The sequence below is a fragment of the Shewanella sp. UCD-FRSSP16_17 genome (assembly GCF_001675935.1).
Classification (GTDB): domain Bacteria; phylum Pseudomonadota; class Gammaproteobacteria; order Enterobacterales; family Shewanellaceae; genus Shewanella; species Shewanella japonica.
In genome coordinates, this window is sequence record NZ_LZFV01000002.1 from 67,116 (window position 1) to 93,308 (window position 26,193).

20 protein-coding genes are annotated in these 26,193 nt (G+C 39.6%); 8 read left to right on the forward strand and 12 right to left on the reverse strand.

What is annotated here, in order from left to right:
- Window positions 1–32: 32 nt before the first annotated feature.
- The 5 genes from A9267_RS05175 to A9267_RS05195 form a co-directional block, all read right to left on the reverse strand.
- Window positions 33–1,004, reverse strand: a complete 972-nt coding sequence (locus tag A9267_RS05175; protein ID WP_055026437.1) for a PstS family phosphate ABC transporter substrate-binding protein — start codon at window positions 1,002–1,004, stop codon at window positions 33–35.
- A 257-nt stretch (window positions 1,005–1,261) separates the two neighbouring features.
- Window positions 1,262–2,218 carry a hypothetical protein gene (locus tag A9267_RS05180; protein ID WP_065108502.1) on the reverse strand — a complete coding sequence of 319 codons (957 nt, stop codon included), beginning with the start codon at window positions 2,216–2,218 and terminating at the stop codon, window positions 1,262–1,264.
- Between the two features lie 253 nt (window positions 2,219–2,471).
- Window positions 2,472–3,779 carry a phosphate regulon sensor histidine kinase PhoR gene (phoR, locus tag A9267_RS05185; RefSeq protein WP_065108503.1) on the reverse strand — a complete coding sequence of 436 codons (1,308 nt, stop codon included), beginning with the start codon at window positions 3,777–3,779 and terminating at the stop codon, window positions 2,472–2,474.
- A gap of 215 nt (window positions 3,780–3,994) precedes the next feature.
- A complete protein-coding gene (gene phoB / locus A9267_RS05190; RefSeq protein ID WP_055026434.1) occupies window positions 3,995–4,684 on the reverse strand; it encodes a phosphate regulon transcriptional regulator PhoB in 690 nt (229 codons plus the stop codon).
- A gap of 247 nt (window positions 4,685–4,931) precedes the next feature.
- Window positions 4,932–5,891, reverse strand: coding sequence for a porin (locus A9267_RS05195; protein ID WP_055026433.1), 960 nt, complete (start codon window positions 5,889–5,891; stop codon window positions 4,932–4,934).
- 345 nt (window positions 5,892–6,236) lie between these two features.
- Between A9267_RS05195 and rdgC the strand changes: the two genes are divergently transcribed.
- Window positions 6,237–7,148: a recombination-associated protein RdgC gene (rdgC, locus tag A9267_RS05200; RefSeq protein ID WP_055026432.1), complete on the forward strand. Its 912-nt coding sequence runs from the start codon at window positions 6,237–6,239 to the stop codon at window positions 7,146–7,148.
- Window positions 7,149–7,247: 99 nt separating this feature from the next.
- Here the strand turns inward: rdgC and A9267_RS05205 are convergent, their stop codons facing one another.
- Window positions 7,248–9,050, reverse strand: a complete 1,803-nt coding sequence (locus A9267_RS05205; protein WP_065108504.1) for a M61 family metallopeptidase — start codon at window positions 9,048–9,050, stop codon at window positions 7,248–7,250.
- A 183-nt stretch (window positions 9,051–9,233) separates the two neighbouring features.
- Here A9267_RS05205 and A9267_RS05210 point away from each other — a divergent pair, with 183 nt between their 5' ends.
- The 5 genes from A9267_RS05210 (at window position 9,234) to A9267_RS05230 (ending at window position 15,959) form a co-directional block, all read left to right on the forward strand.
- Complete coding sequence (locus tag A9267_RS05210) at window positions 9,234–11,393, forward strand: tetratricopeptide repeat protein (protein ID WP_065108505.1); 2,160 nt, start codon at window positions 9,234–9,236, stop codon at window positions 11,391–11,393.
- A 170-nt stretch (window positions 11,394–11,563) separates the two neighbouring features.
- The gene (locus A9267_RS05215) at window positions 11,564–13,120 is read left to right on the forward strand and encodes a GGDEF domain-containing protein (protein ID WP_055026429.1); all 1,557 of its coding nucleotides are present in this window, start codon (window positions 11,564–11,566) and stop codon (window positions 13,118–13,120) included.
- 34 nt (window positions 13,121–13,154) lie between these two features.
- Window positions 13,155–14,537, forward strand: a complete 1,383-nt coding sequence (ppnN, locus tag A9267_RS05220; protein ID WP_065108506.1) for a nucleotide 5'-monophosphate nucleosidase PpnN — start codon at window positions 13,155–13,157, stop codon at window positions 14,535–14,537.
- Between the two features lie 173 nt (window positions 14,538–14,710).
- Complete coding sequence (xni, locus tag A9267_RS05225; protein ID WP_065108507.1) at window positions 14,711–15,487, forward strand: flap endonuclease Xni; 777 nt, start codon at window positions 14,711–14,713, stop codon at window positions 15,485–15,487.
- A 4-nt stretch (window positions 15,488–15,491) separates the two neighbouring features.
- On the forward strand, window positions 15,492–15,959 hold the full coding sequence (locus A9267_RS05230) for a DUF3192 domain-containing protein (RefSeq protein WP_065108508.1): 468 nt from the start codon (window positions 15,492–15,494) through the stop codon (window positions 15,957–15,959).
- A 149-nt stretch (window positions 15,960–16,108) separates the two neighbouring features.
- On the opposite strand, the gene A9267_RS05235 is transcribed toward A9267_RS05230, so the two are convergent.
- Window positions 16,109–18,871 (reverse strand): prolyl oligopeptidase family serine peptidase, encoded by a 2,763-nt coding sequence (locus A9267_RS05235; protein WP_443018784.1) that lies wholly within the window; start codon window positions 18,869–18,871, stop codon window positions 16,109–16,111.
- A gap of 486 nt (window positions 18,872–19,357) precedes the next feature.
- Between A9267_RS05235 and A9267_RS05240 the strand changes: the two genes are divergently transcribed.
- A complete protein-coding gene (locus tag A9267_RS05240) occupies window positions 19,358–20,368 on the forward strand; it encodes an isocitrate dehydrogenase (RefSeq protein WP_055024975.1) in 1,011 nt (336 codons plus the stop codon).
- A gap of 115 nt (window positions 20,369–20,483) precedes the next feature.
- Here the strand turns inward: A9267_RS05240 and rlmM are convergent, their stop codons facing one another.
- The 4 genes from rlmM to A9267_RS05260 form a co-directional block, all read right to left on the reverse strand.
- Complete coding sequence (gene rlmM, locus A9267_RS05245) at window positions 20,484–21,575, reverse strand: 23S rRNA (cytidine(2498)-2'-O)-methyltransferase RlmM (RefSeq protein ID WP_055024976.1); 1,092 nt, start codon at window positions 21,573–21,575, stop codon at window positions 20,484–20,486.
- 212 nt (window positions 21,576–21,787) lie between these two features.
- Window positions 21,788–22,165, reverse strand: a complete 378-nt coding sequence (locus A9267_RS05250; RefSeq protein ID WP_055024977.1) for a DUF423 domain-containing protein — start codon at window positions 22,163–22,165, stop codon at window positions 21,788–21,790.
- A gap of 19 nt (window positions 22,166–22,184) precedes the next feature.
- Window positions 22,185–22,919: an alpha/beta fold hydrolase gene (locus A9267_RS05255; RefSeq protein ID WP_065108510.1), complete on the reverse strand. Its 735-nt coding sequence runs from the start codon at window positions 22,917–22,919 to the stop codon at window positions 22,185–22,187.
- A gap of 145 nt (window positions 22,920–23,064) precedes the next feature.
- A complete protein-coding gene (locus A9267_RS05260; RefSeq protein WP_055024979.1) occupies window positions 23,065–23,976 on the reverse strand; it encodes a transcriptional regulator GcvA in 912 nt (303 codons plus the stop codon).
- Between the two features lie 181 nt (window positions 23,977–24,157).
- On the opposite strand from A9267_RS05260, the gene A9267_RS05265 reads away from it, so the two are divergent.
- Complete coding sequence (locus A9267_RS05265) at window positions 24,158–24,394, forward strand: hypothetical protein (protein ID WP_065108511.1); 237 nt, start codon at window positions 24,158–24,160, stop codon at window positions 24,392–24,394.
- A gap of 172 nt (window positions 24,395–24,566) precedes the next feature.
- On the opposite strand, the gene thiI is transcribed toward A9267_RS05265, so the two are convergent.
- Window positions 24,567–26,021 (reverse strand): tRNA uracil 4-sulfurtransferase ThiI, encoded by a 1,455-nt coding sequence (gene thiI / locus A9267_RS05270; protein ID WP_065108512.1) that lies wholly within the window; start codon window positions 26,019–26,021, stop codon window positions 24,567–24,569.
- Window positions 26,022–26,193: the final 172 nt, after the last annotated feature.

Sequence of the window (26,193 nt, forward strand, 5' to 3'; positions counted from 1 at the left end):
ATGAGGCTTTTAGTGTCAAAAGTGGGATTGTATTACAGCTTAATTCCAGCTTTTTCTAGGTCTTTTGCAACAACACTACGAGGTAGTGGTACATAACCGTCTTTTTCTACGATTTGCTGACCTTGCTTAGATAACACGTAACGGATGAATTCACGATCCATTGGTGATAAATCTTTGTTAGGGTGCTTGTTGATGTAAACATATAGGTAGCGAGATAATGGGTAAGTACCATTTGCAGCGTTACCTGCTGTTGCATCAATGTATTTAGTGCCTTTCTTAGAGATTGCTACAGCTTTAACACCTGCAGTCTTGTAACCGATACCTGAGTAACCGATTGCATTAAGGCCTTGAGAAACAGATTGAACTACTGAAGCTGAACCCGGTTGCTCGTTTACATTTGCTTTGAAATCACCTTTACAAAGTGCTTTCTTTTTGAAGTAACCGTAAGTACCTGATACTGAGTTACGACCGTACAACTGGATGTCTTTCTTAGACCAGTTGCCGTCTAAACCAACATCACCCCAACGATTTACGTCGTTGCCGCCACATTTCTTAGTTGACGAGAAGATAGAATCGATTTGCTCGATGCTTAAACCTTCAATTGGGTTATCTTTATGTACGAATACTGCTAATGCATCGATTGCTACACGAATTGCCGTTGGTTGGTAACCGTAATGCTTTTCAAATGCTTCAACTTCGTTAGGCTTCATTTGACGGCTCATTGGACCGAATTGTGAAGTACCTTCAGTTAATGCTGGTGGTGCAGTAGAAGAACCAGCAGCTTGAATTTGGATATTTACGTTAGGGTAAATATGTTTGAACTCTTCAGCCCATAACGTCATCATGTTAGCAAGTGTATCTGAACCCACTGATGATAAATTACCTGAAACACCACTTGTTTTTTCGTACACAGGTAATGTTTTATCAATTGCTGCCATCGATGTTGCTGAAAATACACCAGCTGCAGTAAAGGCAATAGCGCCAACTAGCTGTTTAAGTTTCATTGTAATGCTCCGGTATTATAAGCGTTGTTATTTAAGACACGCTCAGTATCAATTGCTACGATGACAAGTCTATGACCAATATGTGACAGTTGTATGACAATCAACATTTTTGACATTCTTGTTACACCTGCTGCAACCCCGCAAATACTAACTTAAAATACTATTTAAACAGTGACTTATAGAGGCTCATTTTATCCTCTCCCTAAATACACACTTATTTTTTATTGACGTTATATGACAATCTTTGTTGATTTCAATTAAAAACGGCGCCCAAAACCGATAATTAAATGCTGCCAATTTAAAAAGCCATACTCAGCATATAAATTCCATTCATTTTTCGGCCCGAAGTCATAGTTCATACTCAATGACATATTTTTAGTTTCTTCTTTCGCCAAATCGATATCAAATTTCACCTCTTCCATTAAAGGTTCAAGCTCTGTGCCAACAAAGGAGTAATCACCGGTGACATTCTGATCAACACTTTGATGGCTGAATGCTAAAAACCAAGCTAGCTTGTCGGTGCCTACATCAAATCGTTGCCCTACTCTTACTGAAGCAATTTTAGTTTTAATGACACTATCAGTTGTATTTGTGTTGGCTTTCACTATTGCCCCCACGGCCATCACAATTACAGGAGTATCACCAATAATGGGATCTATTTGTCCCGCAAGCACAGTACCGATACCGTAATTTTTAGCGGTATAATTAATAGGAATTGGCAGTACCACGCCATTACAGGCCTCATCACAAGGCAAACCTTCAACATTATCTAACTTAGCCAAGATATCTTTGTTGCCTTCGGTATACCCCAACAAAGCATAGACATTCCAAAACGGTAATATCCACGCATCAATTTTAAGCTGCACACTTCTATCAGAACCTGAAATACTGACATCTTCAGCAGGCACGACGTAATCATTGGGGCCACGAAACCCTAATAAACCACCATCTACTTGAACCTCAAAGTCATTAACAGCAATGTAGTCGGCATCTATGTTGTTATAAAAAAGGCTTACGCCTACGGGGATAGGTAACTCATAGCCTCGCTCAATCGCTTTATCAGACAATAAGGGCAAACCACTCCAGTGAGACGGCTTAGTCTGTTGTTGTACTACAGTGTTAACATCGTTGTTGGCATTAGCAGTAAAACTAACACCTAAAAGTAAAACACTGACCAATAACACTGATTTAGATTTAACTGAGTAATTAAACATAATTCCGAAACAAAAGTAATTAAATGAGGTTCAGCCAAAACAGCTGAGCGAAAGCGTCACAGAGAAAGCGCTTTGATACATATTGTAGGGCATGTTAATGAATTGCGAGATACTTTACGACTTACTCTGAGCGGGGATGTTAACTGCATCACAAGCAGTCTAATGACAAGCAGTTAAAACGATTAGCCTATAAATTAAAAAGCCAACTCGCATTGACATGAGTTGGCTTTATTAAATGAAGTAATACTAGCAGTTAATTACTTGTGTTGTTTTTTACGACCAAGTTTGTGGGGATAATAAAACTAAAACAGCTGCCTTTATCAAGCTCACTAGTAATGGTTAACTCACTGTAATGATGGCTTAAAGCATGCTTTACAATAGCTAGGCCTAGTCCACTACCGCCCGTCTTACTTGAACGTGCATTATCCACACGATAAAAACGTTCGGTTAAACGATTAATATGCTGTGGAGCAATACCAAGACCTGTATCAGTCACACTAAATTGGGCGCCTGTTGGTACCATTTCCCAGCGCACAGTCACCTTACCACCAGGCTCGGTATAACGAATCGCATTAGAGATTAAATTTGTGCACGCGCTACGTAATTGTAGCTCGTTACCGTGGCAATCTAAGTCGTCTTCGCAATAAAAAGATAAATCATATTGATCAAGGGCTAGCGCTGAAGCTTCATCTTTTAAGATATCTAACATCGCTCTCATATTGATGGTTTTTTCCAAATCAATATCGGCACCATCTTCGATACGAGACAAAGCTAACAATTGCTCGACCATTGATTGCATACGTCTTGTTTGTTGTTGCATCAGATTCAATGGTTTATGGTTCATGCTGTCTGGCTCTTCCATGCTTTGCATGATTTCTAAATAGCCTTGAAGCACTGTTAGCGGTGTCTTAAGTTCATGGGATACATTCGCTACAAACTCTTTTCGCATCCCTTCTAATTGGTTAATTCGTGTGACATCGCGAGCGATTAATAATAATTGCCTGTCACCGTAACTCATTAAGCGGATTTCTAATAAACGCTGCTCTGACACTGGAGATGCCAATTCAAGCGGTTCATTAAATTCACCTTTTTTAAGGTATTCAGAAAAATCAGGGTGACGGATTAAATTATCGATTCTTTGACCATTATCTTGCGGCCAAACAAACCCTAAAATCAGTTGAGCAAGCTTGTTACACCATAGAATATTCAACTCGGAATCTAGTACAACTGCAGCATCAGGCAGTGCTTCTGCACCTTGTCTAAAGCGGCTCAATAATGAAGCGAGTTGGCCGACTCTACGACGGTTTTTACCTTGTAAGCGATAGATACCATTGAAAATACCTTCCCAGCTACCCGTCCCTTGAGGAGGCGTTAATTTTCTGTCTTTCCAAAGCCAAAAATTAAGACGACTAATTTGTCGGTAATGCCATCCTAATAAAAGAATACTGCCGATAATAAGGGTGAGTGCGACTTGATTTATCAATAAGCCGATAAGGGCGAATACAAGCTCAATTCCGAGGAGCCGTAATAGCAAGCGAGATCCTGAATAAGATCGAAACATAAGTAGCCTAAAATTAATGTAAATAATCCAGTTTGCGGATTATTACCTAATTGTTGGTAGGTAAATATTGGCTCACAAGATAGCGTAAAATGAAATCTCTGACCACGACTAATTGTTAAAAAACCACTGAGAGATTGTAAAATACAACAACATACTCCTTATGTCGTTACTCAATGCAATCTACTGCAGTAGTTTTTTATCTGCGGCTTTAAATATTACATTCTGGTCGAAAAACGGTAACCAGCACCACGTACGGTTTGAATTAACTTATCATGCCCAGAGTCTTCAACCGCTTTACGTAAACGACGAATATGTACATCAACAGTTCTGTCTTCTACATAAACATTCGTGCCCCACACATTATCTAATAGCTGTTCACGGCTATAGACACGCTCTGGGTGAGTCATAAAGAAGTGCAGCAATCTAAACTCGGTTGGCCCCATGTCTAGAACCGACTCGCCTACCGAAACGCGATGACTGACAGGATCCAGTAACAATCCTTGCACATCAATGGTTTCTTCTAGACGCGTAGGTGCACTACGACGTAAAACGGCTTTAATACGTGCCACAAGCTCTTTAGGAGAGAAAGGTTTAGTGATGTAATCATCAGCTCCCACTTCTAAGCCTTTTACCTTATCTTCTTCTTCACCGCGAGCAGTGAGCATGATGATAGGAATTTGACGTGTAAATTCATCTTGCTTTAAGCGTTTAGCCAATTGTATGCCACTGCCGCCAGGGAACATCCAATCCAACAGGATGAGGTCCGGGTAAGGCTCTTGCAATAGCTCAACGGCTGAATCAAAGTCTTCAGCAGCAGATGTGGTAAAACCATGTTGTTCCATAACAAAGGTCAGCATCTCACGAATGGCTGACTCATCTTCTACAATTAAAATCTTAGCTGTCATAATCTTTTCTGTGTTTAGTAAGCCGCTTGAGTATTATTGGTCAGTTTTATTACAGAAATATGATCTTAGCACTCAAAAAAGCTATAAAATCATATTTTTGTCATAAATCTATCATTCTTTTCAATCTAACTTGATAACAGTTCAACGTATAGAGAGCTAACTCACTATTGCTGCAATAAAAAATAAAGGAGACTAACGCCTCCTTTATTATCAAGAATCTAGCTGAAGCATTGATTAAATGCTTAATTTAGAACTTGTGTTCAATACCTACAGCGAAGTAGCTTTCATCGATAGAGATATCGATGATGTCACCATTGTCTTCTTCTACTGTGCCCATTGAAGTACGGTCAGTGTAGAAAGCGAATAGTTTTGTAGGCTTACCTAACGAGTAATCTGCACCAATTGACCATGAATCACCTTTGTCTTCCATGTCTTGGTATTGTGCTTTTAACGTTACTTCTTGAATTTTGTAAGCAGCACTTAATAAGTAACCATCGATGCTTGAACCGCTATCAACTTTTTCTTCTTGCTGGTACATACCACCTAGTACAAAACCAGCGATTTTACCTTGAACAGTACCACGAACGATGTCGTAACCGGCAACTTCAGAGTCGTAAGCAATTGCAGCATAAACTGGACTTTTCTTTAGACCAGAATCACCGTACATAGCCGCAATACTGAAACCATCACTTTCTTCTTGCTTGCTATCACCTTCAGCAGCGTAAGTTACACCAACTTGAAAATCACCAAACTTTGGCGTTAAGTAAGTTGCAGTTTGCGCTAGACGGTTTTCACCTTTGAAAAGTGCTTTTAAATCGCCTGAGTAATCGTTAAATAGGTCAACTTTACCTTGTGATTTTTTCAGCATAGTGTCGTTACGACCCACAGCGAAAGAACCAAAGTTACCTTTTAAACCAACAAACTGGTTACGAGCAGTGAAGTTATCTGAACTAGCATTGCCAGTATCAACTTGGTATTCGATAGTGTAAAACGCTTCTAAAGACTCACTTAATTCAAATCCGCCTTTTACACCGAAACGTGATGCATTACTTTGAATTTCAGTTACTGAACCGTCACCTTCGTCATTCGACTGAACTGACACATTCAACTTACCATATACTTCTAGAGGTTCTGCTGCATGGGCAGTTGAAAGCGTAGCAGTGGCAATAGCAGAAGCAACTAACGTTTTATAAAAAGCATTCATCATTTCATCCTTTAGACATATTTTTTGGTGTTTTACACCATTTTTTGTGCTGCTATCAGGTTGGAACAAGCAGATATTTGCTGCCTAATAGCTTGGGAACGATGCGAATAGTGCACGCCTTTTGTTGCAGAAATATTTCAAAAAGCCGAGTTTATTAAGTTAAAGCTAATTCAGCAAAAGCGAAGAACAAACAAGCTGCTGATTTTTAATGGTTTTAATTAGAAATTATGAAACATTACAGTTTAATGAATTCTGAATATAGAACAATCAAGCTGCAGTATTTTGATGGTTTACCCCAGCGCATGGATCCCGTAAACTGCATTTTTAATTTTTGATGAGTGTCTTTTTATGTGGTTTAAAAATCTCACCCTTTATCGTTTCAATAAACCTTTCACTACCGATACCGAGGCACTAGAAACAGCATTAGCTGATTTCACTTTCTCGCCATGTTCTAGCCAAGACATCAGTAAATTTGGATTTTCAAAAGCCTTAGGTAAACAAGGCCATGCATTGGTGCACAGTGCTGAAAATCGCCACCTCATTTGTGTGACCAAAGAAGAAAAGATTCTACCAGGTCAGGTGATTAAAGAAGCTTTAGATGAAAAAGTGGCATTAATAGAAGATCAAGAAAGTCGCAAAGTCACCAAGAAAGAAAAAGATGCGATGAAAGAAGAGATCACTATGACGCTTCTGCCTCGGGCATTTTCTCGTCGCAGTCAAACTCACGCGTTAATCATGCCAGAACTTGAGATGATTCTGGTTGATAGCTCAAGTGCAGCAAAAGCAGAAGAGTTACTCGCATTGTTACGTAAAGCGCTCGGTAGCTTGCCAGTTATACCACTTCACTTTACTACGCCAATTGAAACCACATTAACTGAATGGTTACGCAATGGTTCATCGCCACAGCCATTTGAAATGCAAGATGAAGCAGAACTAAAGTCAGATTCAGATGAAGGTGGTATCGTGCGCTTTAAACAGCAGGTACTGCAAGAAGATGAAGTGCTAGCACACCTTGCTACAGGTAAGCAGGTGCACAAGTTAGCGCTACATTTTGGCCAATCTATCGCATTTTTATTGCAATCAGACGCCAGCGTGAAGCGTCTTAAATTTTCTGAAGAATTCAGAGCGGCAACTGATGATGTTGGCACTGAAGATCCTTTAGCCAAATTAGATGCTGACTTCGCACTAATGGGCGGAGAGCTTGTTGCCTTTATCAATGCATTACAACAAGCATTAGGCCCAATAGAAGAGAATATCTAAATGACTTCCCCTGCTAGGATAACAAGCAGCGGTTAAAATTATTGATACATAAAAAAGCCCTCAACGCATTCGCATTGAGGGCTTTTTAACAATTAATAACTAGATGAATTTACCTGCATCATCAAATGGCCAATCAATACCAAGCCAAGCTTTTAAGAATGCTTTTTGCGCATTAGTCGGATTAGACACACCTTCAATCGCTAAGTCACCTTTAGGTTGCTCTTCTAGTGTCAGTGAAACTTGAGTTAACTTATCATTATTAAAAATAGTCAGTTCAATTTCGTCACCTGCGTTAAAGTCTTCTAAACGCTTTTTGAACCCAGCTGCAGTCACTTTTAATCCATTAACCGCAATAATTTCATTGCCCGCTACAATACCCGCCAGCCATGCAGGGCTGTTACGTGTCACATGAGCAAGCGTGAGATCGTTATGCTGACCAGTTAATGTAAGACCGCTGTAAACGGTCGCTTTTTCACTGTCGCCATAAGATAAGACCAATCCAGCTTGAGCCAGTAATGAGTCAAACTCTAAACTAAATGGTGATGTAATATGTGACTGCCACCAAGGTTGATAATCTTTGCCAGAAAGCGTTGCTAATATGTTTTTCACATCATCAACGTTATACCCTTTAGGTAACTTGAAGTCTTGATATAACTTACGATGAACATCACGATAAGAATGAGCAAGCTCAGTGTCTGCTAAAAGGTTAAAATCTAAAGATAAAGAAGCTAAATAACCTTCAGAATAAATATTAACACCATGGTTAATGGCATAATCGCCACCTGTATTAGTCCATTCATTCAAGCTAGCTTCAGCAACAGATTGAATTTCCCGCCCAGGTTTGTTGAGATTTCTATCAATACGTTTTGCTAAATCAGCAAAAAACTCTTTTGGCGTAATAACGTCAGCACGAAGCAATAATTGATTTTGGAAATAACTGGTTGAGCCTTCGGCCATCCACAATAACTCAGTCATGCTTGCCTTTTGATAGTCGTAAGGTACTAACCCTTCAGGACGGTAGGCTTTCACATTCCATGTATGGATAAACTCATGTGATGCTGTACTAATGAAGCGTAGGTAATCCTTTCGCTCACGAAAGTTAAACCTTGGCAGTTGAATAATGGTCGAATTTAAGTGCTCAGTTGCACCACGTGCGCCACTGGTAGCGTGGATCATGTAGACGTAACGTTCAAAAGGATAATCATCCCATATGACTTCCGCTGTGCTACTGATTTTTGTTAGGTCTGTGACGATTTGTTCAGCGTCATAGTTACCTTCGCCCCAAAAAACCACTTCATAATCACGTCCATCAGCTTCAAAGCTGTAGTGCGTGTTTACTCCAGTTTCGATTGGAGAATCGATCAATACATCATAATTATCAGCAACAAAAGAGTGCTTACTGCGTCCTGATTCCATTCCTGAATAACTTTGCCAGCCTTTAGGCACCGTCATCGAAACATTCACCTTATCTTGGCGAAACTCGGGGCTATACATAAATACGCCACTGGCATCTAAATAAGCATGGGATTCATCAATATGGCGAACACGAGTTCCTAAATCATTAGCGTAAAGCTGATAACTCACATTGACCTCTGTCGGCTCTTGTAGCTCAATCGTCCACTCACCTGTTGCAGTTCTCTGCCAATTTAGTGCATTACCATCGTCATCTGTCGCCTTAAATAAACGCACACCATCTGCAAGTGGAAGCACTGCATATTTACCAGTACGCCAAACCGGTAAATTTACTGTAAGCGTATCTGCAGATGACTCTGGAAAGGTCACATTCACTTTTGCAAGGTGATGTTGTGGTTGTGTGAGATCAATCTGATATTGCACTTCAGCCAGGGTAGAAGCTGAAAAAAATATCCCTGCGGTAAAAATAGCCAGTTTTGAGACTTTCACTATCGATTCCTTCTGTTATTATTCTTGTTATATTTTTACACGCTGTAGTTAAGCGTTTTCAACATCATATAGATTTGTTGTAATAAATATTACATTAAATGAGGTGGCATTATAACAAGAGCTTATTGTAGGCTCACCCACTTCCAACAAAAGCTTACAAAATAATAAGGTCACTGTTCTTACATGCGAAAATTGATACCAAACTGCTTGGCCTTTATTTTATTAATAATTTCAATTCCGGCATTAGCAATCGATCCACAAGAACGTGAAATTGAATTTAATGAAACACCGCAAGCGCTATTTGACCAACTATTAGTTCGAACACAATTTCCGCTTTCATTCAATAACCGCCAAGAATTTGAGTTAATAGCAAAAGAACTCAAATATACGCCAGATGAATTACAAGCAGACCTCGAAACTTTGGCTCGTCTGTATATGGAAACGGTTGTCAGAACACCAAATAAAACTGAAAACTCCCGTTTATTGACTCAACAGTTAGAATCAATTGCAGTAACCCCAATGCAAGAAGCGATGATATTGCTACTTGAAGCAAAGTTTCGCGGTATAGAAGATCAACAGTACAAACAATCTATTATATTATTTAAAGAAGCCTTGAAGAAAATCGCTTCAATACGTGATGAGCACAGCCTCACCTTACAATTTGTTTTACATGGCGGTTTAAGTAGCCTTCATGCCATATTAAAGCAAGATACCCAAGCCCTATATCATTATAAAAGTTATCGAGAAATTGCTTACCAGCTGCGAAATGACTATTTTATTGCCCAATCTGAAACCGCTATTGGTAAATATTACACTGGTAAAAACCAGCTAGCGAAAGCGCTGCAGCATCATAGCGAAGCCTATCGAATTTCCAATCGATTGAATTACCCAGTAATTCAAGCTCACGCTCAATTTCAGCTTTCAAGGGCTTATCGAGATTTAGGCCAATGGGATGAAGCATTAAAAAATGCAAATGAAGCTGCCATTAGCTTTCAAGAATTAGGACATGAAGCCTTACAGTCTAATGCCATGACAGTCATCGCCATGGTATACGGCAACCAAAAACAATGGAATAAAGCCATTGATTATTATTTAAATGCACAACAGCTCGATAAAAAAAATAATCAGGTTATTAGCCAAGGGCTAAATTTCCATAATATTGGCGAAGCGTACATGTATCTAGACAACTACCCGTCTTCTGTCAGTTATTTGAAAATGGCTAACGAGATTTTTAAAAGCCGTAGAGTCATGCATTATCTGGTATACAACGAGTTGCTGTTTGCTGAAGTGATGTCAAAACAAGCCTTATGGGAAGAAACGATTACTCATGCCAAGGCCGCGCTAGTCATTGCAGAAGAGAAGCAACTTATTGATGCGCAAAAAGAGGCCCTTTCTTTTCTTTCCAAAGCTTACCGCGGGATAAAAGATGATTCCTCAGCGCTTGAAATGATGGATAAGCTTGTAGCGATAGATAATGAACAGCAAGAAAATATTGTGGATGAAGCCGTAAACTCTAACCTGAATGAAGAAAAGCTCAAATTTGAAATAAACGTTTATCAAAACAAGTTAAATGGCTATATCAAGAGCAGTAAAGATCAGCAAATGGCGATTATCATTCTACTGGCCGCTATCTTTATTTTGTCGTTTGTGTGGTTATATAGCTTAAAAAGAATTAATACATTAAAACAAAAACAACAGTCATTAACCGCCAAAGTCATTCAAGATCCACTCACCGAAGTAAAGGGCTACAGAGGAATGCTTGACTGCATGTCCACTGGCACATCGCCTAAAACCATTGCCTTAGTTAACATCAAAGCACTTACCGATTTAGATATTGACTTTGGGCTATCGGAATCAAAATTAATTACAGAAAGCTTGATCCAGCAATTTGAGAAAGACCTTCCAGCTTGTGTTTATGTCATTAAGCCAGGCGAATTTGCTTTTTGCTTTAAAGAAACATTCACAGCTAATGAAACACTCAAAAAGATTGAGGCAAGTTTGGCTTCGCAAGATTTAGCAATCAATACCAATATTCCTAATTACTCGGTAGTAAAACATGACCCCCTTGAATGCATCATGGGTCATATTAATCTCCCTTTATTGGCAAACCCTGATTTACGCCTTACCAACGACCTTCAATTTGAAACGGTACAATATGCCCTTGCAGCAGCAAAAACCATTGATAAAGGTAGTACTTACGTCAGTATACGCACACTAAACTTTGCTCCAGCGGCCATCTTTTTCAAACCTTTATATTTAAACCTTACTCATGCATTGCAAAGAGGCATTATCAGAGCTGAAAGTAATAGACCTATCGCTGAGATAAAATGGCCTACAAATTAACCAATAAACACAAACATCATTAATCTTTCGTCCACAGCGGCCGATATAGGTATATAGTTATTAATATTATTTCTATAAAAATACCAAATACAGTATTATAAACGTCACTAATCAATCAAATAGGTGATTGATGTTGTTAGTTATTTGATTGATTTAGGAAGCTCATAAGCATGAAAGATTCTTCGACGGCAGTGTCACAAGTTTCACTTTTGAAACAGAAACTAAACTCTGCCAAGTTGGCGCTTGAAGAAATCCATGAGGATCGTAATGAAAAATTACGCACCCTAATTCAATTTTTAGGTCATTTAAGCCTTGCCTGTAAAGGTCAAAATCTAGAACTTGATAATCGATTAGCCAAGCTAAGACATCATTTACAAGGTTATGATCAAATTGATGAGGCCTTGCCTGAGCTCGTTGAAATAGAGCGCCTATTAAAAGGCCAATACAATCATACAATGACTCAACTTGAAGAAAGCCGCACCAGCCTTTCTCGAGTTATCAGCCAAATTCAACGTGTAGACTCCGCCCCAGAAGAAATTAAAAAAGAAATTAATTACTTCAAAAAAGATCTCAATAAACCGATTCATACCATTTGGGAGTACATCCCTAAAGTTGAACAAGTCATCGGCTTTTACGAGCATATTTTACAAAAGCAATTTGCAGGTACTGATGAACACGTTATTTTGCCTCAGCACCTTATTTTAGCCAAAGAGCTAGCCCAAAAAATTTCTGAGATAGAATTTAGAAAAGAACAGCGTGATCAAATTTTGGTCATGAAAGAAGTATTAATGGGTGATATTAAACTCAATACCCTACTTGAGTCGTATCAAACAATATTAAGCCTTTTACTCAATAACATCGCACGTGAAAAAACAGCATCCCAAGACTTTTTATATGCTTTAAATGATGCCATTAGTGTCGTTAGAGATGTGGTAAGTAACACGGCTAATAACAATGAACGTTCACAGCAAATAAAAAGCCAGCTGAACAAAGAGATTAACTTACGTGTCGACAATGCCGATGGCATTTTAATTGAGTCAGATGATTTAAACGCATTAAAGACAGCGCTGACAATTCAATTATCTTCGCTTAAAGATGCGCTAAGCCGTAAAGAAGCATTGGAAAACAGAGAGCAAACACTGCTCAGAAAATCCATTGAGTCAATGCGAAAGGAATTAACCAGTATTACCAAAGAGGCAAATAGTTATAAAGAAAAACTATTTGAACATCAAAAACTTAATTTACTTGATCCATTAACACAATTGCCTAACAGAACCGCACTTGAAGATAGAATGGAGCAAGAATATCGCAACCATAAGCGTTTTAATGCACCGCTTTGGGTTGCTGTTACTGACATAGATTACTTTAAATCAGTCAATGATAACTTTGGTCACAGCACCGGTGATAAAACATTGCAAGTCATTGCTATGGCACTAAAAAACTCATTGCGAGAAAGCGAGTTTGTCGCACGATACGGCGGTGAAGAATTTGTTTTATTACTTCCAGAAGTCAATGAAGACAATATTGGTTTATTATTAAATCGTGTCAGAGAGAAAATTAAGAATATTCCATTTAAATTTAAAAATCAGCGAATTACAGTTACATTATCAATAGGTGCTGCGCAAGTAATGGAAAATGAACGTATCGAAGAAACCTTTGAACGTGCCGATGCAGCCCTATACAAAGCCAAACACAATGGCAGAGATAGAGTCGTAATCGATATCTAACCTTCGATGCAACTCATCTCAAGAGGAGTTGCATATGATAGTAAAAATAAGCCCTCGCGGGAGTTTAGATCAACTTTCACAAATGGAAGTTAATCGACTCAAACAAAGCGCTAAGAGTGATTTATACCAACTACTTCGAAACTGCGCCCTTGCAGTGCTTGCCTCAGGATTACAAAGTGATAATTCTGAGGCCCTATTTGATAAATACACCAATTTTGACATCAATGTTCTCCAGCGTGAACGAGGCTTATTAATTGAATTGATTAATCCGCCAGAGCAAGCCTTTGTTGATGGCGAGATTATCGCAGGGATTCAAGAGCATCTTTTCGCCGTTCTTCGAGACATCGTCTATATCGACAATAAATACGACAATCTCAAACACATCAATCTTACTAATGCGAGCCATATCACCAATGTTGTGTTCGATATATTACGCAACGCAAGAGTCATCTCACCAATGAAAGATCCTAATGTCGTCGTTTGTTGGGGAGGCCATAGTATCAATCCTATTGAATATCAATATACCCGTGAAGTGGGCTATGAACTTGGGCTGCGTGGACTCGACATTTGTACAGGTTGCGGCCCTGGAGCAATGGAAGGACCCATGAAGGGAGCAGCCATTGGTCATGCTAAGCAAAGGGTTAATAACGCTCGTTATATTGGCTTAACTGAGCCAAGTATCATCGCCGCAGAGCCGCCAAATCAAATTGTTAATGAGCTAGTGATTTTACCCGACATCGAAAAACGCTTAGAAGCCTTTGTGAGGCTAGGCCATGGTATTGTTATCTTTCCTGGTGGTGCAGGCACAGCCGAAGAACTGCTTTATATTTTAGGTATCTTACTTAACAATGCTAACCAATCCTTACCCTTCCCTTTGATACTCACAGGTCCCATTGAGAGTGCCGATTACTTTACCGAGATCGATGCGTTTATTGGGGCCACTTTAGGACCTGACGCTCAAGCTAAATACCAAATCATTATCGATGATCCCGTCAAAGTAGGACAAATCATGAAACAAGGTATGCAAGCCGTTAAAAATAGCCGTAAAGAATTGGGCGATGCATATCAATATCAATGGTCTTTAAAAATAGAGCCCGAGTTTCAGCTACCATTCGATCCGACCCATGAAGTGATGCAAAACCTGCATTTATATTTCCAGCCTAATAAGGCCGAGCTAGCAGCGACCCTTCGACGTGCTTTTTCAGGGATAGTCGCTGGCAATGTGAAAGGAGACACCATAAAGCTCATTGAAGAGCGAGGCCCCTTTGAGATCCGCGGTGACAAGCAATTAATGATGATGATGGATAAACTGCTCAATGCATTTGTTAGCCAGCAACGAATGAAATTACCAGGCAGTGCATACGTGCCTTGCTATCGCATAATGAATAAAACGGAAAATGAAACGGAATCCCAATAGGGTTCAGTCAATATCTGTCGCTTTAATGGTGGTGATTGTTTAACAAAACGTTAAATAGCTATATGATTAGTCATCATAAATTAAAACTGAATTTAATCACCTATATGGTGAGCTAAAACTATTCAATCTAACGTGGGCTCACTTGAGCCTTACCACCAGCGACGAAAATAAACATGAACAAACTGTTGATCATTGATGGTCTGAACCTTGTTAGACGTATTCATGCAGTACTACCAGATGAAAATGATATTGCCAGCGTCAAAGAACGTACGTTAGCCGCAGCCAAAAAACTGTTAGTTCACCATGAGCCCACCCATGCGATTGTCGTCTGGGATGGTGATGAAGAATCTTGGCGAAAACAGTTATACCCTGAATATAAAAAAGGGCGTAAGCCGATGCCTACGCCTTTAAAATCGGGATTAGCCGATATTAAAGCGGCGCTTTCTGAAGCACATATACATTCTCATGACGCCGTCTCAGAAGCAGATGATGTCATCGCTACCCTAGCGACTAAAATCACTGAAAATAAAGGTAAAGCAATTATCGTCTCTACTGATAAAGGTTTCAGCCAAATCATTGATGACAATATCGTCATATGGGATCACTTCAAACAGCAATATTTCGATTTAACTGAATACGAAAAAAAGCTTGCTGTACAACAAAGTCAGATACTTGATTTTATCGCGCTAGCTGGAGACAGCGGCAATAAAGTACCAGGGATAGCAGGTATTGGGCCGAAGTCAGCAGCCGATTTATTAAATAAGTTCAGAAGCTTAGCAAACCTATACAAGTCCATTGATAACTTAGGTGCAAAACAGGCGCAAAAACTCATTGATGGTAAAGACATGGCGAGAGTGAGTTACAAGTTAGCCCAACTGCAATGTCATATGCCCCTCAATATCAATCTCAAACAATTCAGAGTCATTAGCAATAGCGAAAGGAACACCTAAGCAAATGAATTCAAAAATGTCCTTTATCATCGCCTCCATGTTCATTGCCTACATCGTCTTCGCAATTGCCGTTGTGATGGTTTATGAACCGAAACCAGAAGATAGAAGTTGGCAAGAAAGACAAGAGTTTAATCACAATATGCTCAGTGAAATCAATATAGGCCAGCCTATTGAGAACATTAGAAAATTAATGGGTCGAGCGGACTTTACCGAAGCGAAAGCAACTGACAACGCTAACTTTCAGATCATGTTTTATCGAACCCATCATGTTAAATCTGACGGCATCACCACTAAAGATGAGTGCACACCATTGTTATTTAAAAATGGAAAATTGATTGCGTGGGGACAAGAGACTTACGATCAGTTTTTACAAATTCCCATTTTAAATAATGTCATCCCAGCTTCTCCCCCTGCAGTCGCCGAAACAGATTCTGATGACCATAAGACCCCTTTATCAGAAGGTGAAAAGTAATCTAGCAATTGACCCTAACATCTCAGTTTTAAAACGAGAATTCGACTGTCAGCCTATTGAGCCACAATCGTGTGCAAGGTTACCTTAACCATAAAAAATGCCACATAATGTGGCATTTTTATTAATCACAATTAAGTCTATTTTAACTGTTATTGATACTCTTTATAAGCCTCACCTTTCTCTAACCATTCAGGGGCTTTAGCACCTTTAAGATAATGGTCAAAGTACTGCTTCATTCTGATTGTATAGTCGAGTTTATTCGGATATTTCTTCAAATGATGCGGCTCGTCTTCATATTGTAAAAACACGACATCCTTACCAGTACGTCGCATTGCAAGGTATAACTCAACGCCTTGCTCCCATGGCACCGCATCATCTTTATCACCAAACATGATCATCATTGGTGTCTGAATACGTTCAGCATAAAATACTGGTGAATTCTCAATATATTTTTGTGGGGAGTTAAATAAACTTTCTCCAATTCGACTTTGGCCTGTTTCATACTGGAACTGTCGAGCTAAACCAGAACCATGACGAATACCACTGTATGCACTCGTCATATTAGATACAGGGGCACCCGTTACAGCTGCTTTGAAGATATTGGTTTGGGTAACCGCAAATGCAGTTTGATAACCACCCCATGAGTGTCCTTGAATACCGACAGCATCAGGATCTGCAATGCCCATATCAATTAACTTTTGCACACCAGAAGTTAACCCTTTAACCGCTGATGCACCTGGATAGCCAACTTCAAATCGAATGTCCGGTAAGAAAATCGCATAACCATTGTCAGCGTACCAAGCAAAGTTAGGACGATGATTAATAGCCATATGAGGGAATGAATGTAATCGGTCGCTCATAAAGCGATAGAAATACACCATAACAGGATACTGTTTACCTTCTTGATAATTAGTTGGCTTGATCAATACACCATCAGTTAAACGGCCATCTGCATCACGCCATTGCACTAGCTCGGCACTGGCCCAATTAAAATCATCTCGCTGTTTATCTAACGCAGTTTGCTTAACACCATCTTGCGGCGCTGCAATGTCAGCGGTGTAAAGATCAGGGTAAAGATCATAACGCTCCTTTGAATACACGATAGTGTCAGCATTTTTACTTTTTGCTAGCACTTTCACTTTCGCATCGGTTTCCATCAAGGTTGTTAACCCAGGCACACCCACAACGGCACTGTATAAGCTATCCGCTTTGGTTTTTTCGTTGTAGCCATGCACCAACACCGTTTGCTGCTGTGCTATCGTTGCCGGGACATTCTTGTCTTCATACAACCCTTCAATTCTCATTTGCGTACTGGTTTTACGCCCCTCACCGGCCGTCAGCATAAAGCCATCGAATGATGCACTGCTAAATTGCCAAGCATCATACTTGTCGTAAGCAATAATACCTGAACCATCAGCTAACCAAGGGCCAAAGCCATAACTCGGTGCATTACCTGGGTAGTCATGATCTTCATTGGCAAAGCTCACGCTAATGTCTTTAGAGATGGTATGTCTTCTTACTCCTGCAATGTCATAGAGAAAGAGCTGACCTTGCTGATAATAAGCCACAAATCTCGCATTAGGTGATAGCGTCGGCATTTCATTCGTTGGGTGCTGGGTTAAAAGCTGCTGCTTTCGGCCTGTATTTAAGTCCACTAAATACACATCTTGATAAAAACCAGCCCAAGTGATCATTTTTTGATAAGGCACATCTGATGTGGCCAATAGATATCGTTTTTGCTCACCATATTGCACATTTGGTACATCTTTATCTGCTAGTTGCACAATACGATTGGCATTGACGTGAAGAACAGCTAAATAAGTACGTTGTAATTCTTTACTGTATTGTTTGACTTCATGGGGCTTAATTTTAGGATCATCCCCGTGCCATACTTTCAGGTTTCGTAAGCCGGTTACGATTTCAGTATCAAACAAATCAGCTTGCTGTTTAATTTCAGGTAAAGAAACCACTTTATCAACCTGTGGTACTCGACCTACAAATAACCGCAAACTATCTTCTGAGAAAAAGATTTTTGAATATTGATTAAGTGTCCATTCTTCCGTTGTAGGCGTTGGCTTAACCTGACTATTTTTCAAATCAATAATAGATAACTGATACTCACGTTCATCACGCTTAACGGCGGCATCACCACTGGTAAACGCAAGCCATAATCCGTCGTCAGATACGCTTAACTCTCCAAATTGTTGAGTTTGGCTTTGGTGTAGTTGGTTTAAGGTATTATTGATTAAATTAACTTTTGTAATGGTGTGGCGCTGATTATTGATATCGTTGCTCGCAACAACAAAGTTTTTACCGACTCTGTCAAAAGCAAACTGTGTCACATGCTCAAACTCATGAACATTATTATCAGCTAGATGAATAAGTTTGATTTTACTGCCAGTGTCTTTCTCATCAACTTTGGCTTTATCGTCTTTATCCGCCTCCTTATCAGCCTCTTCGGATTTTTCAACTTCAAACCATATCGCGACAAACTCACCATTAGGGCTAAATTCTGCGTGTTTTACCTTTTCAAACTGCTGTTGCTCTCCAGTGCTGGTATTTAGCAATACCAAACCACTATGAAGCTCAGACTTTTTGAGCGTCTCTGCAGATAATAAACTCGGCTCAATTTTCGCTATTGCAAAAGAGCCTTGGCTATTAAGCTGAAGTGCCGAACCACCATCAATAACGTACTGTTTTTGAGTCGCGGCAATATTCACTAAGGCGCGACTGTCGCCTCGATCAGGCATCGCTTCAACCGCAATAACACGACCATTATCAGAAATAACAGGCTGTTGCAGGGTTTCAAAATGCATGATGTCATTTAAGCTTAACGTTTTTGGCTGCTGCGCAGCGTTTACTGCAACGGACGCGGCGAGTAACGTCAGTGGTAGAAATGTATGTAACTTCAAAGTCATCCTCGTGAGTTATTATTATCGAGCAATTAAACAAATGGATCTTTATTCAATCAAGCGCTTTGACACATACGCAATGAATACGAGCTAACATTTAATCGACTTGAGTGATGTTGAGGTAAAGCATCCAGCTATTTACTGGTGCATTTTTAACCTGTTAGACCAAAGTCGTCTGTAAAAATATTCTTATCTACCTAAGCTACTCAGGTAAAATCATTGCCGCGCCAACCTTTTTGCAACATGTAAAGTGTATTTATGACGCTAATTGAATCTTAAATTTACGCTATTGTGAATATATTAAAGCAATCAGCTGAGGATTAACTTAAAAAATACAAAAAATATGTGATTAAACTCACTAAATCCTGTAAAAAAAATTCTAAATTCGTTAAAATGCGGCGCATTAAAACGTTAGTAAATCGTTCTGTTACAAGCTTGTTAACGTAAACAGAGAAATGCAGTAACTACTAGGTGGAAGGACTATCCATGCCAAAACGTACTATAACCGTAATCCCAGGTGACGGGATTGGACCAAGCATTATCGATTCCGCTTTAAAGATTCTCGACAAAGCTGGTTGCGACTTTGAATATGAATTTGCAGACGCCGGTTTAGCCGCTTTAGAAAAACAAGGTGAATTAGTACCTCAGCGTACCTTAGACCTTATTGAAAAAAACCGTATCACTCTTAAAGGTCCATTAACCACTCCAGTGGGTGAAGGCTTTACTTCTATCAATGTTAGCTTGCGTAAAAAGTTCAGCTTATACGCAAACGTACGTCCAGTGCTTTCGTTTAAAGGTACTCAAGCGCGTTACGACAATATTGATATCATCACCGTTCGAGAAAACACCGAAGGTATGTACTCTGGTTTAGGCCAAAAAGTATCTGAAGATGGTGCTACTGCAGAAGCAACGAGTATCATTACTCGCCAAGGTGCTGAACAAATTACCACTTTCGCTTATGAGCTTGCTCGTAAAGAAAACCGTAAAAAAGTAACGATTGTTCACAAAGCAAACATCATGAAGTCGACTTCAGGTTTATTCTTGAAAGTAGCGCGTGAAGTAAGCCAGCGTTACCCAGATATCGAAACTGAAGAAATGATTGTTGATGCAACATGTATGAAGTTGGTCATGAATCCAGAAAATTTCGATGTATTGGTAACAACTAACTTATTCGGTGACATTTTATCTGACTTATGTGCAGGTTTAGTGGGCGGTTTAGGTATGGCACCTGGTGCTAACATCGGTAGCGACGCTGCGATTTTTGAAGCCGTACACGGCAGTGCACCTGATATTGCGGGTAAAAACTTAGCAAACCCAACTTCAGTTATTCTTGCATCTATCCAAATGCTTGAGTATCTAGGTATGGCTGATAAAGCTGAAATGATCCGTAGTGCAGTATCTGCAGTGATCGAAGAAGGCGACCGTACGACTCGCGATTTAGGTGGTACACACGGTACGACTGACTTCACTCAAGCCGTTATTGACCGTTTAGGCTAATCTTTCATTAAGCTAAGCTAAATAGATAATAAAAAGCCCTTAGTGAGATTCACTAAGGGCTTTTTTATAGCTGAAACAATAAACATCACAAAAAATGCCAATATCGCTTCAAGGATTAATTAAAGTTCCATGGTGTATTTGGTTTAACCCATAAATGCACTGTCACTTCATCACGGTCATGATAAAGATGCTTACATTGGATTTTAAAATCTTCGATTTCGTTTTCTTTTAAAATCTCAGCCATAGTATCAAGGATTTGCCTAACTTCTTTATAACGGCTTTTCATTGGTAGCTTAAGGTTAAAAATAGCTTCTTTAAACCAACCATTTATCGCCCATGCTTCCATAAGCTCTGCAACCCGTGAAGGCTTTTCAACCATGTCGCACACTAACCAATAAATGTTTTTTCTTGGTGGCTCAAAACGAAAACCATCAGCACGGTAGTGACGAACCTGACCTGTATCCATCAACTTTTGATCCATAGGACCATTATCAACAGCGGCGACAAACATACCGCGGCGAACGAGCTGATAGGTCCAACCGCCAGGACATGCCCCTAAATCAACTGAATGAAGACCTGAGCGACAGCGCTGTTCTTGTTCTTCTTTTGTTAAGAAGTGCCCAAATGCTTCGTCTAATTTCAAACTTGACCGGCTCGGAGCATCAGCCGCCATTTTAAGACGTGGGATCCCCATAAAATGAGGCGAGCTATTATTAGTCAGTGAGTAACCAACGTACGCTTGACCTGGTCCAACAAAACAAACGTGAATAATGGGTCTTTTGTCATTTTCTTGAGCAAGCAATGAGCCTGACTTTTTCAAACCTTGCCTTAGTGGCACGGTAAACTTACGACAAAAACCCGATAATTCCTTCGCTTCATTAGTATCCGGCGTTTCAACACGTAACTCCCCCGCTTTTGACACTTCCGCTAAAGCTGCAACAATTGGAGAGACACGGTCTGATTCTGGCAAATCTTTTAGTAAATCATTTGCCGCAAACATTTGTCGCGCGAACACCAAAGAGTTGAGCTCAATTCTTTTTGCTAGTTGTTCACCACCATCTTCTTCAAAGCTTTGGAAAATAACATAAGCATCATTGGTATTGGTTTTTACAAAACCACCAATATTCAATTCAGCTGCACGCTGTTGAATTTCTGCTGCGCAATCTTTCTCATAGCCCGCACGGCAGAATAAAAATAGGTTTTTCATGATGAACCTTTGGTGTCGATAACGAGACTGTACGTTCCATTAGAATAATGACGCCAGTGCTTGTGATTAAAAATAGTTTGCTGGGCTGCATTATACGCAAAATTCATAATTCTGTGTGAAATGAAACGAGAAATACAGAAACTAAAAAGCAGCTAAAACGATGTTTCGGCTGCTTTTAATAAACTCATATTGCTTTTCAGTAGGTTAACTCATTAATCTTTCTGATACTTAGCAATGGCAACTGCAAATAATATCCAACCAATTAACATGCATCCACCACCCATTGGAGTTATTGGACCGATCCACTTAGCCCCAGTAAAGGCATAAAGATACAATGAACCAGAAAACAGTAAGATGCCGATAAAAAACAGATACCCCGCCCAATCAAGTAACTTTGACGAGATCCAATGGCCTGCAAACGCAACAGCGATAATCGCAAAGGTATGATAAAAGTGATAATCAACGCCTAAATTAAAAATGGCAATTAACTCTGGTGAGGCAATATTTTTTAATCCGTGTGCACCAAATGCGCCAAGCGCAACGGCTAAAAAACCATTTAGCGCTGCTAAAAGTAGTAAACCTTTTTTCATCATGATTGCCTTTAAATGATCAATTTATATGTGCATTAATGAAATGCTGACATTGTTGAATACAAGTTTGCAGATTATCCTCTAATGTGGTCTCTGACGACTTCCGTGGTTTAAAACTATGATCGCCATCCTTAATCCACTGTATTTTAATCGACTTGTTTAAAGGCCATTGCGGGAGTTCTTCTTTACCGCCAAATTTGTCCCGCTCTCCTTGCATAACTAATAACGGTACAGTGCAATCATTGACTGGTGCTAACCTAGGTTCTCCACCTTTTAATGGAACAAAAGGATAACCAAGGCAAATCACGCCTTTGATCAATTTAGCGATCTCAGAAAATTCAGGTACAAGTTCGACCTTCTCCATTTCACCTAACTCTGGCGTCATCAATATGGCCGACATTCTGCCCCCCATAGATTTCCCCATCAAAATGATATTCTCAACCGCTAAGGTTTGCTGTTTATTTTGCGCTAGTACTTGCTGCAATACTTGTTGAAAATGATTGAGTAGTTTTGGCGCCCTATCTGGAGGTCTGCGTTTGCCATCTTGCATGTTGGCTTGCATATACAAAAAGTTAAAACGTAACACTTGAACGCCAGTTTGGCTAAGTCCAGATGCCACAGCCTCCATAAACTCATGATGCATATTAGCGCCAGCACCATGGGCAAAAACCACTAAGGTTTTGCTCTGCTCACCTTGTAAAATATATTCTATTGCTTGACCATTGATTTCACTAGAGCACAACTTATTTGTCATTGATTGGGGTTCACTTATTGATGAATAATTGTTGAATGGTAAGCTGAGGCCTCTTTGCAACACTTTGCTTTCAACGCCTCATAGTTTTGTGCAGCTAAAGCACAGCAAGTAATAAATCACTTCTAGAAAGTAACGACTTATTTATCTAACCAGCTAATAACTCACTGCGTGACTCTTCAGCAAACATATCTACCATCCATTCTCTGAAAGCTGCCACTTTTCCGAGCTCTGAGTGGCTCTGCTGACACACAAGGTAATAAGCATCTTTACTGACTAATACTTCCGAGAACGGACACACAAGTCGACCGGCTTTAATATCAGGCCTTGCCAATACGCTATACCCCAATGCCACACCTTGACCATGAGCCGCAGCTTGCAATACTAATGATGAATGACTGAAGATAGGACCAGAATTAACATTAATTTCACTAATCCCGCATTGTCTAAACCAAGCCTGCCAATCTTGACGACTCGAGTCGTGTAATAAGGTGTGATTTTTTAAATCGCTGGGTTTTTCAAGCGGCTTAGGACCGCTCAATAACAGCGGCGAACAAACAGGAATTAACACTTCATTACGGAGTTTATCTGCACGTAGCCCAGGCCAATTACCTTGACCATAATAAATCGCGACATCGACATCATCAGTCAATGAGTCGACCTCGCTATCTACAGCTTTAATTCGCACATCAATGTCTGGGTTTTTCTCACTAAACTTTGCAAGTCTTGGCACAAGCCATTGAATTGCAAAGCTTGGTGACATGCTTACCGTTAACGAACCAATCGCGCTTCTGGCTAATAGCCTATCGGTAGATTCGCCTAATTGGATAAAAATATCTTTGATATCGAGGAAGTAGCTTTGACCTTCTTCAGTCAATAATAGCGAGCGATTTTTGCGTCGAAATAGTTTTAAGCCCAAAAAATCTTCCAGTGCTTTTATCTGGTGACTGACTGCTGCTTGCGTGACAAATAGCTCTTCTGCCGCTCGAGTAAAACTTAAGTGCCTCGCAGCAGCCTCGAATGCTTTGACTGCATTCAAAGGTGGCAATCTTCTCGACATAGTGATCAATCTCTCGTTTTTTAATTAGTTTTTCTAATGATTATCGTTATTTTTTGTCGTTTGTAAAGAACACTGTGTTCGTTTAAATTATAACCATTGAAATTTAGTGAGTTGGACAATCTCTACCAGGTAATAAGGGAGTGTCCGACAGTGTGATTTGTCACCTAGGAGGCGACCCTTTATGTTTAACTTAACAACGTTAGCAACAGCTGCTTTACTCTCTTCATGTGCATTTATGGCCACAGCAAATGATACCACAATTGATATCAGCGACCTTCAAGCATCAATTAATGCTGAACTTGAGCAAAGCATGAATGAAATGCAAAACAACATCGATGTTAACGTGAAAAACACGCTAACCGAAGAGAACGCAGACAAAGCGACAATCAAAACGGCTGAAACACGTATTGCTGATTAATTTACTGTAAAAACCGTTTCAAAAAAACCGCATTAACCATTTTATTGGTAATGCGGTTTTTTTATATTCAATATTCACAGCTATTTCAGGTAAAAAAATAGCCACTAGAATTAATCTAATGGCTATTTAGCATTAACATAGTTTATCCGAATAATTCGAATCGACGAATCAATTAAGGACGGTAAACCTTAACGTTAGTGTAGCCTTGCTCAGTTAAATACAGAGCTTGTAATTTACTCATCACACCACGATCGCAATACAATAGGTAAGTTTTTTCTTTACTTAAGTCTGCAAATTGAGTGGCTAGTTTGAAGAAAGGGATCTTCAATATTTCTGTATCAGCTATTTTTAGCGGATTTTGCTCTTCTTCATCTTGAGCACGAATATCAATAACTACTTCGTCGTTATCGATTGAAGCGACTGTTTCAGTTTCGCTTACCGTTGTTTCGACCTTTTCTGCAATTTGCTTGATATCAATCACGACAGCGTCATTAACGACTCTATCGACAAGATCTTCTGAAAACTTCAATTCTTCAGCTTCAATTTTAGATAAAATGGCTTTCACTGTTGGTTTCTGTGAAATAACACCACAATATTCAGGAATAGCTTTAGCAAAATCTTCTGTGCCAATTTTACGGCTTTCATTAATGATATCTTGCTTATCCATGGTGATCAGTGGACGCAGAATCAATAAATCGGTACAACGGTCGATTACATTGAGGTTAGTCAAGGTTTGACTTGAAACTTGACCGAGACTTTCACCTGTAACTAGTGCTTGAATACCGTACTTCTCGGCAATTTTAGTGGCTGCACGCATCATCACACGCTTTAAAATAACGCCCATTTGACCATTATCGATTTTCTCAAGGATCTCTTCTACAACTGGCTCAAAAGGCACTGTGATAAAGCGAACTTTATGAGATTCTCCATACTTTTGCCATAAGTGGTAAGCAACTTGTTTAACGCCGATCTCATGTTGAGCGCCACCTAAGTTAAAGAAACAGTAATGTGTACGTGCGCCCTTTTTGATAAACTGATAGCTAGAAACACCAGAATCAAAACCACCCGAAATAAGTGATAACACATCTTCTTGAGTGGCCATAGGGAAGCCACCTAGACCTTCAATACGACGTACAACCATGTATAGCTTTTCATGATCAATCTCAAGATTCACTGTCATATCAGGATTTTTTAACTTCACGCCAACAGCGTCAGTGTGCTGGTTTAAACCACCACCGACATAACGTTCGACTTCAATTGAATTGAAATCATGTTTACCTGTTCGCTTAACACGTACACAGAAGGTTTTACCTGCTAGTTCATCTTTATATACAGGCAAAACTTGCTGGTAAATGTCATCAATTGACTCAAATGAGTATTCATCAACTTGAATCACATGAGCAATACCAGGGATACATTCTAATCTAGCTGAAATCGCATCAATTCTTGCTTGTTCATCGCTCGCTACGTGGATCATGATACGATCCCATTGGCGTTGCACTTTTACATCGTCATCAACTTTTTTAAGTACATTGCGAATGTTTGTTTCAAGGATTTTAGTAAAACGCATTCTCACCGTTTTACTTTTCATCATGATTTCTGGGTATAGCTTTACGATAAACTTCATTGGATTTCCGCGGGCTTCTGTTTCGGTATTACCTTACTAGCAAACTAAACCAATGATATAAAACAAAAATATATCAAAATTTAATATGTAAAAAGGCTTAAAAATGATGGCTAGAAAAGCAACCAGCCATTAAAGGCGGGATTATAACAAAAATTGTCTATTTACCAAACAC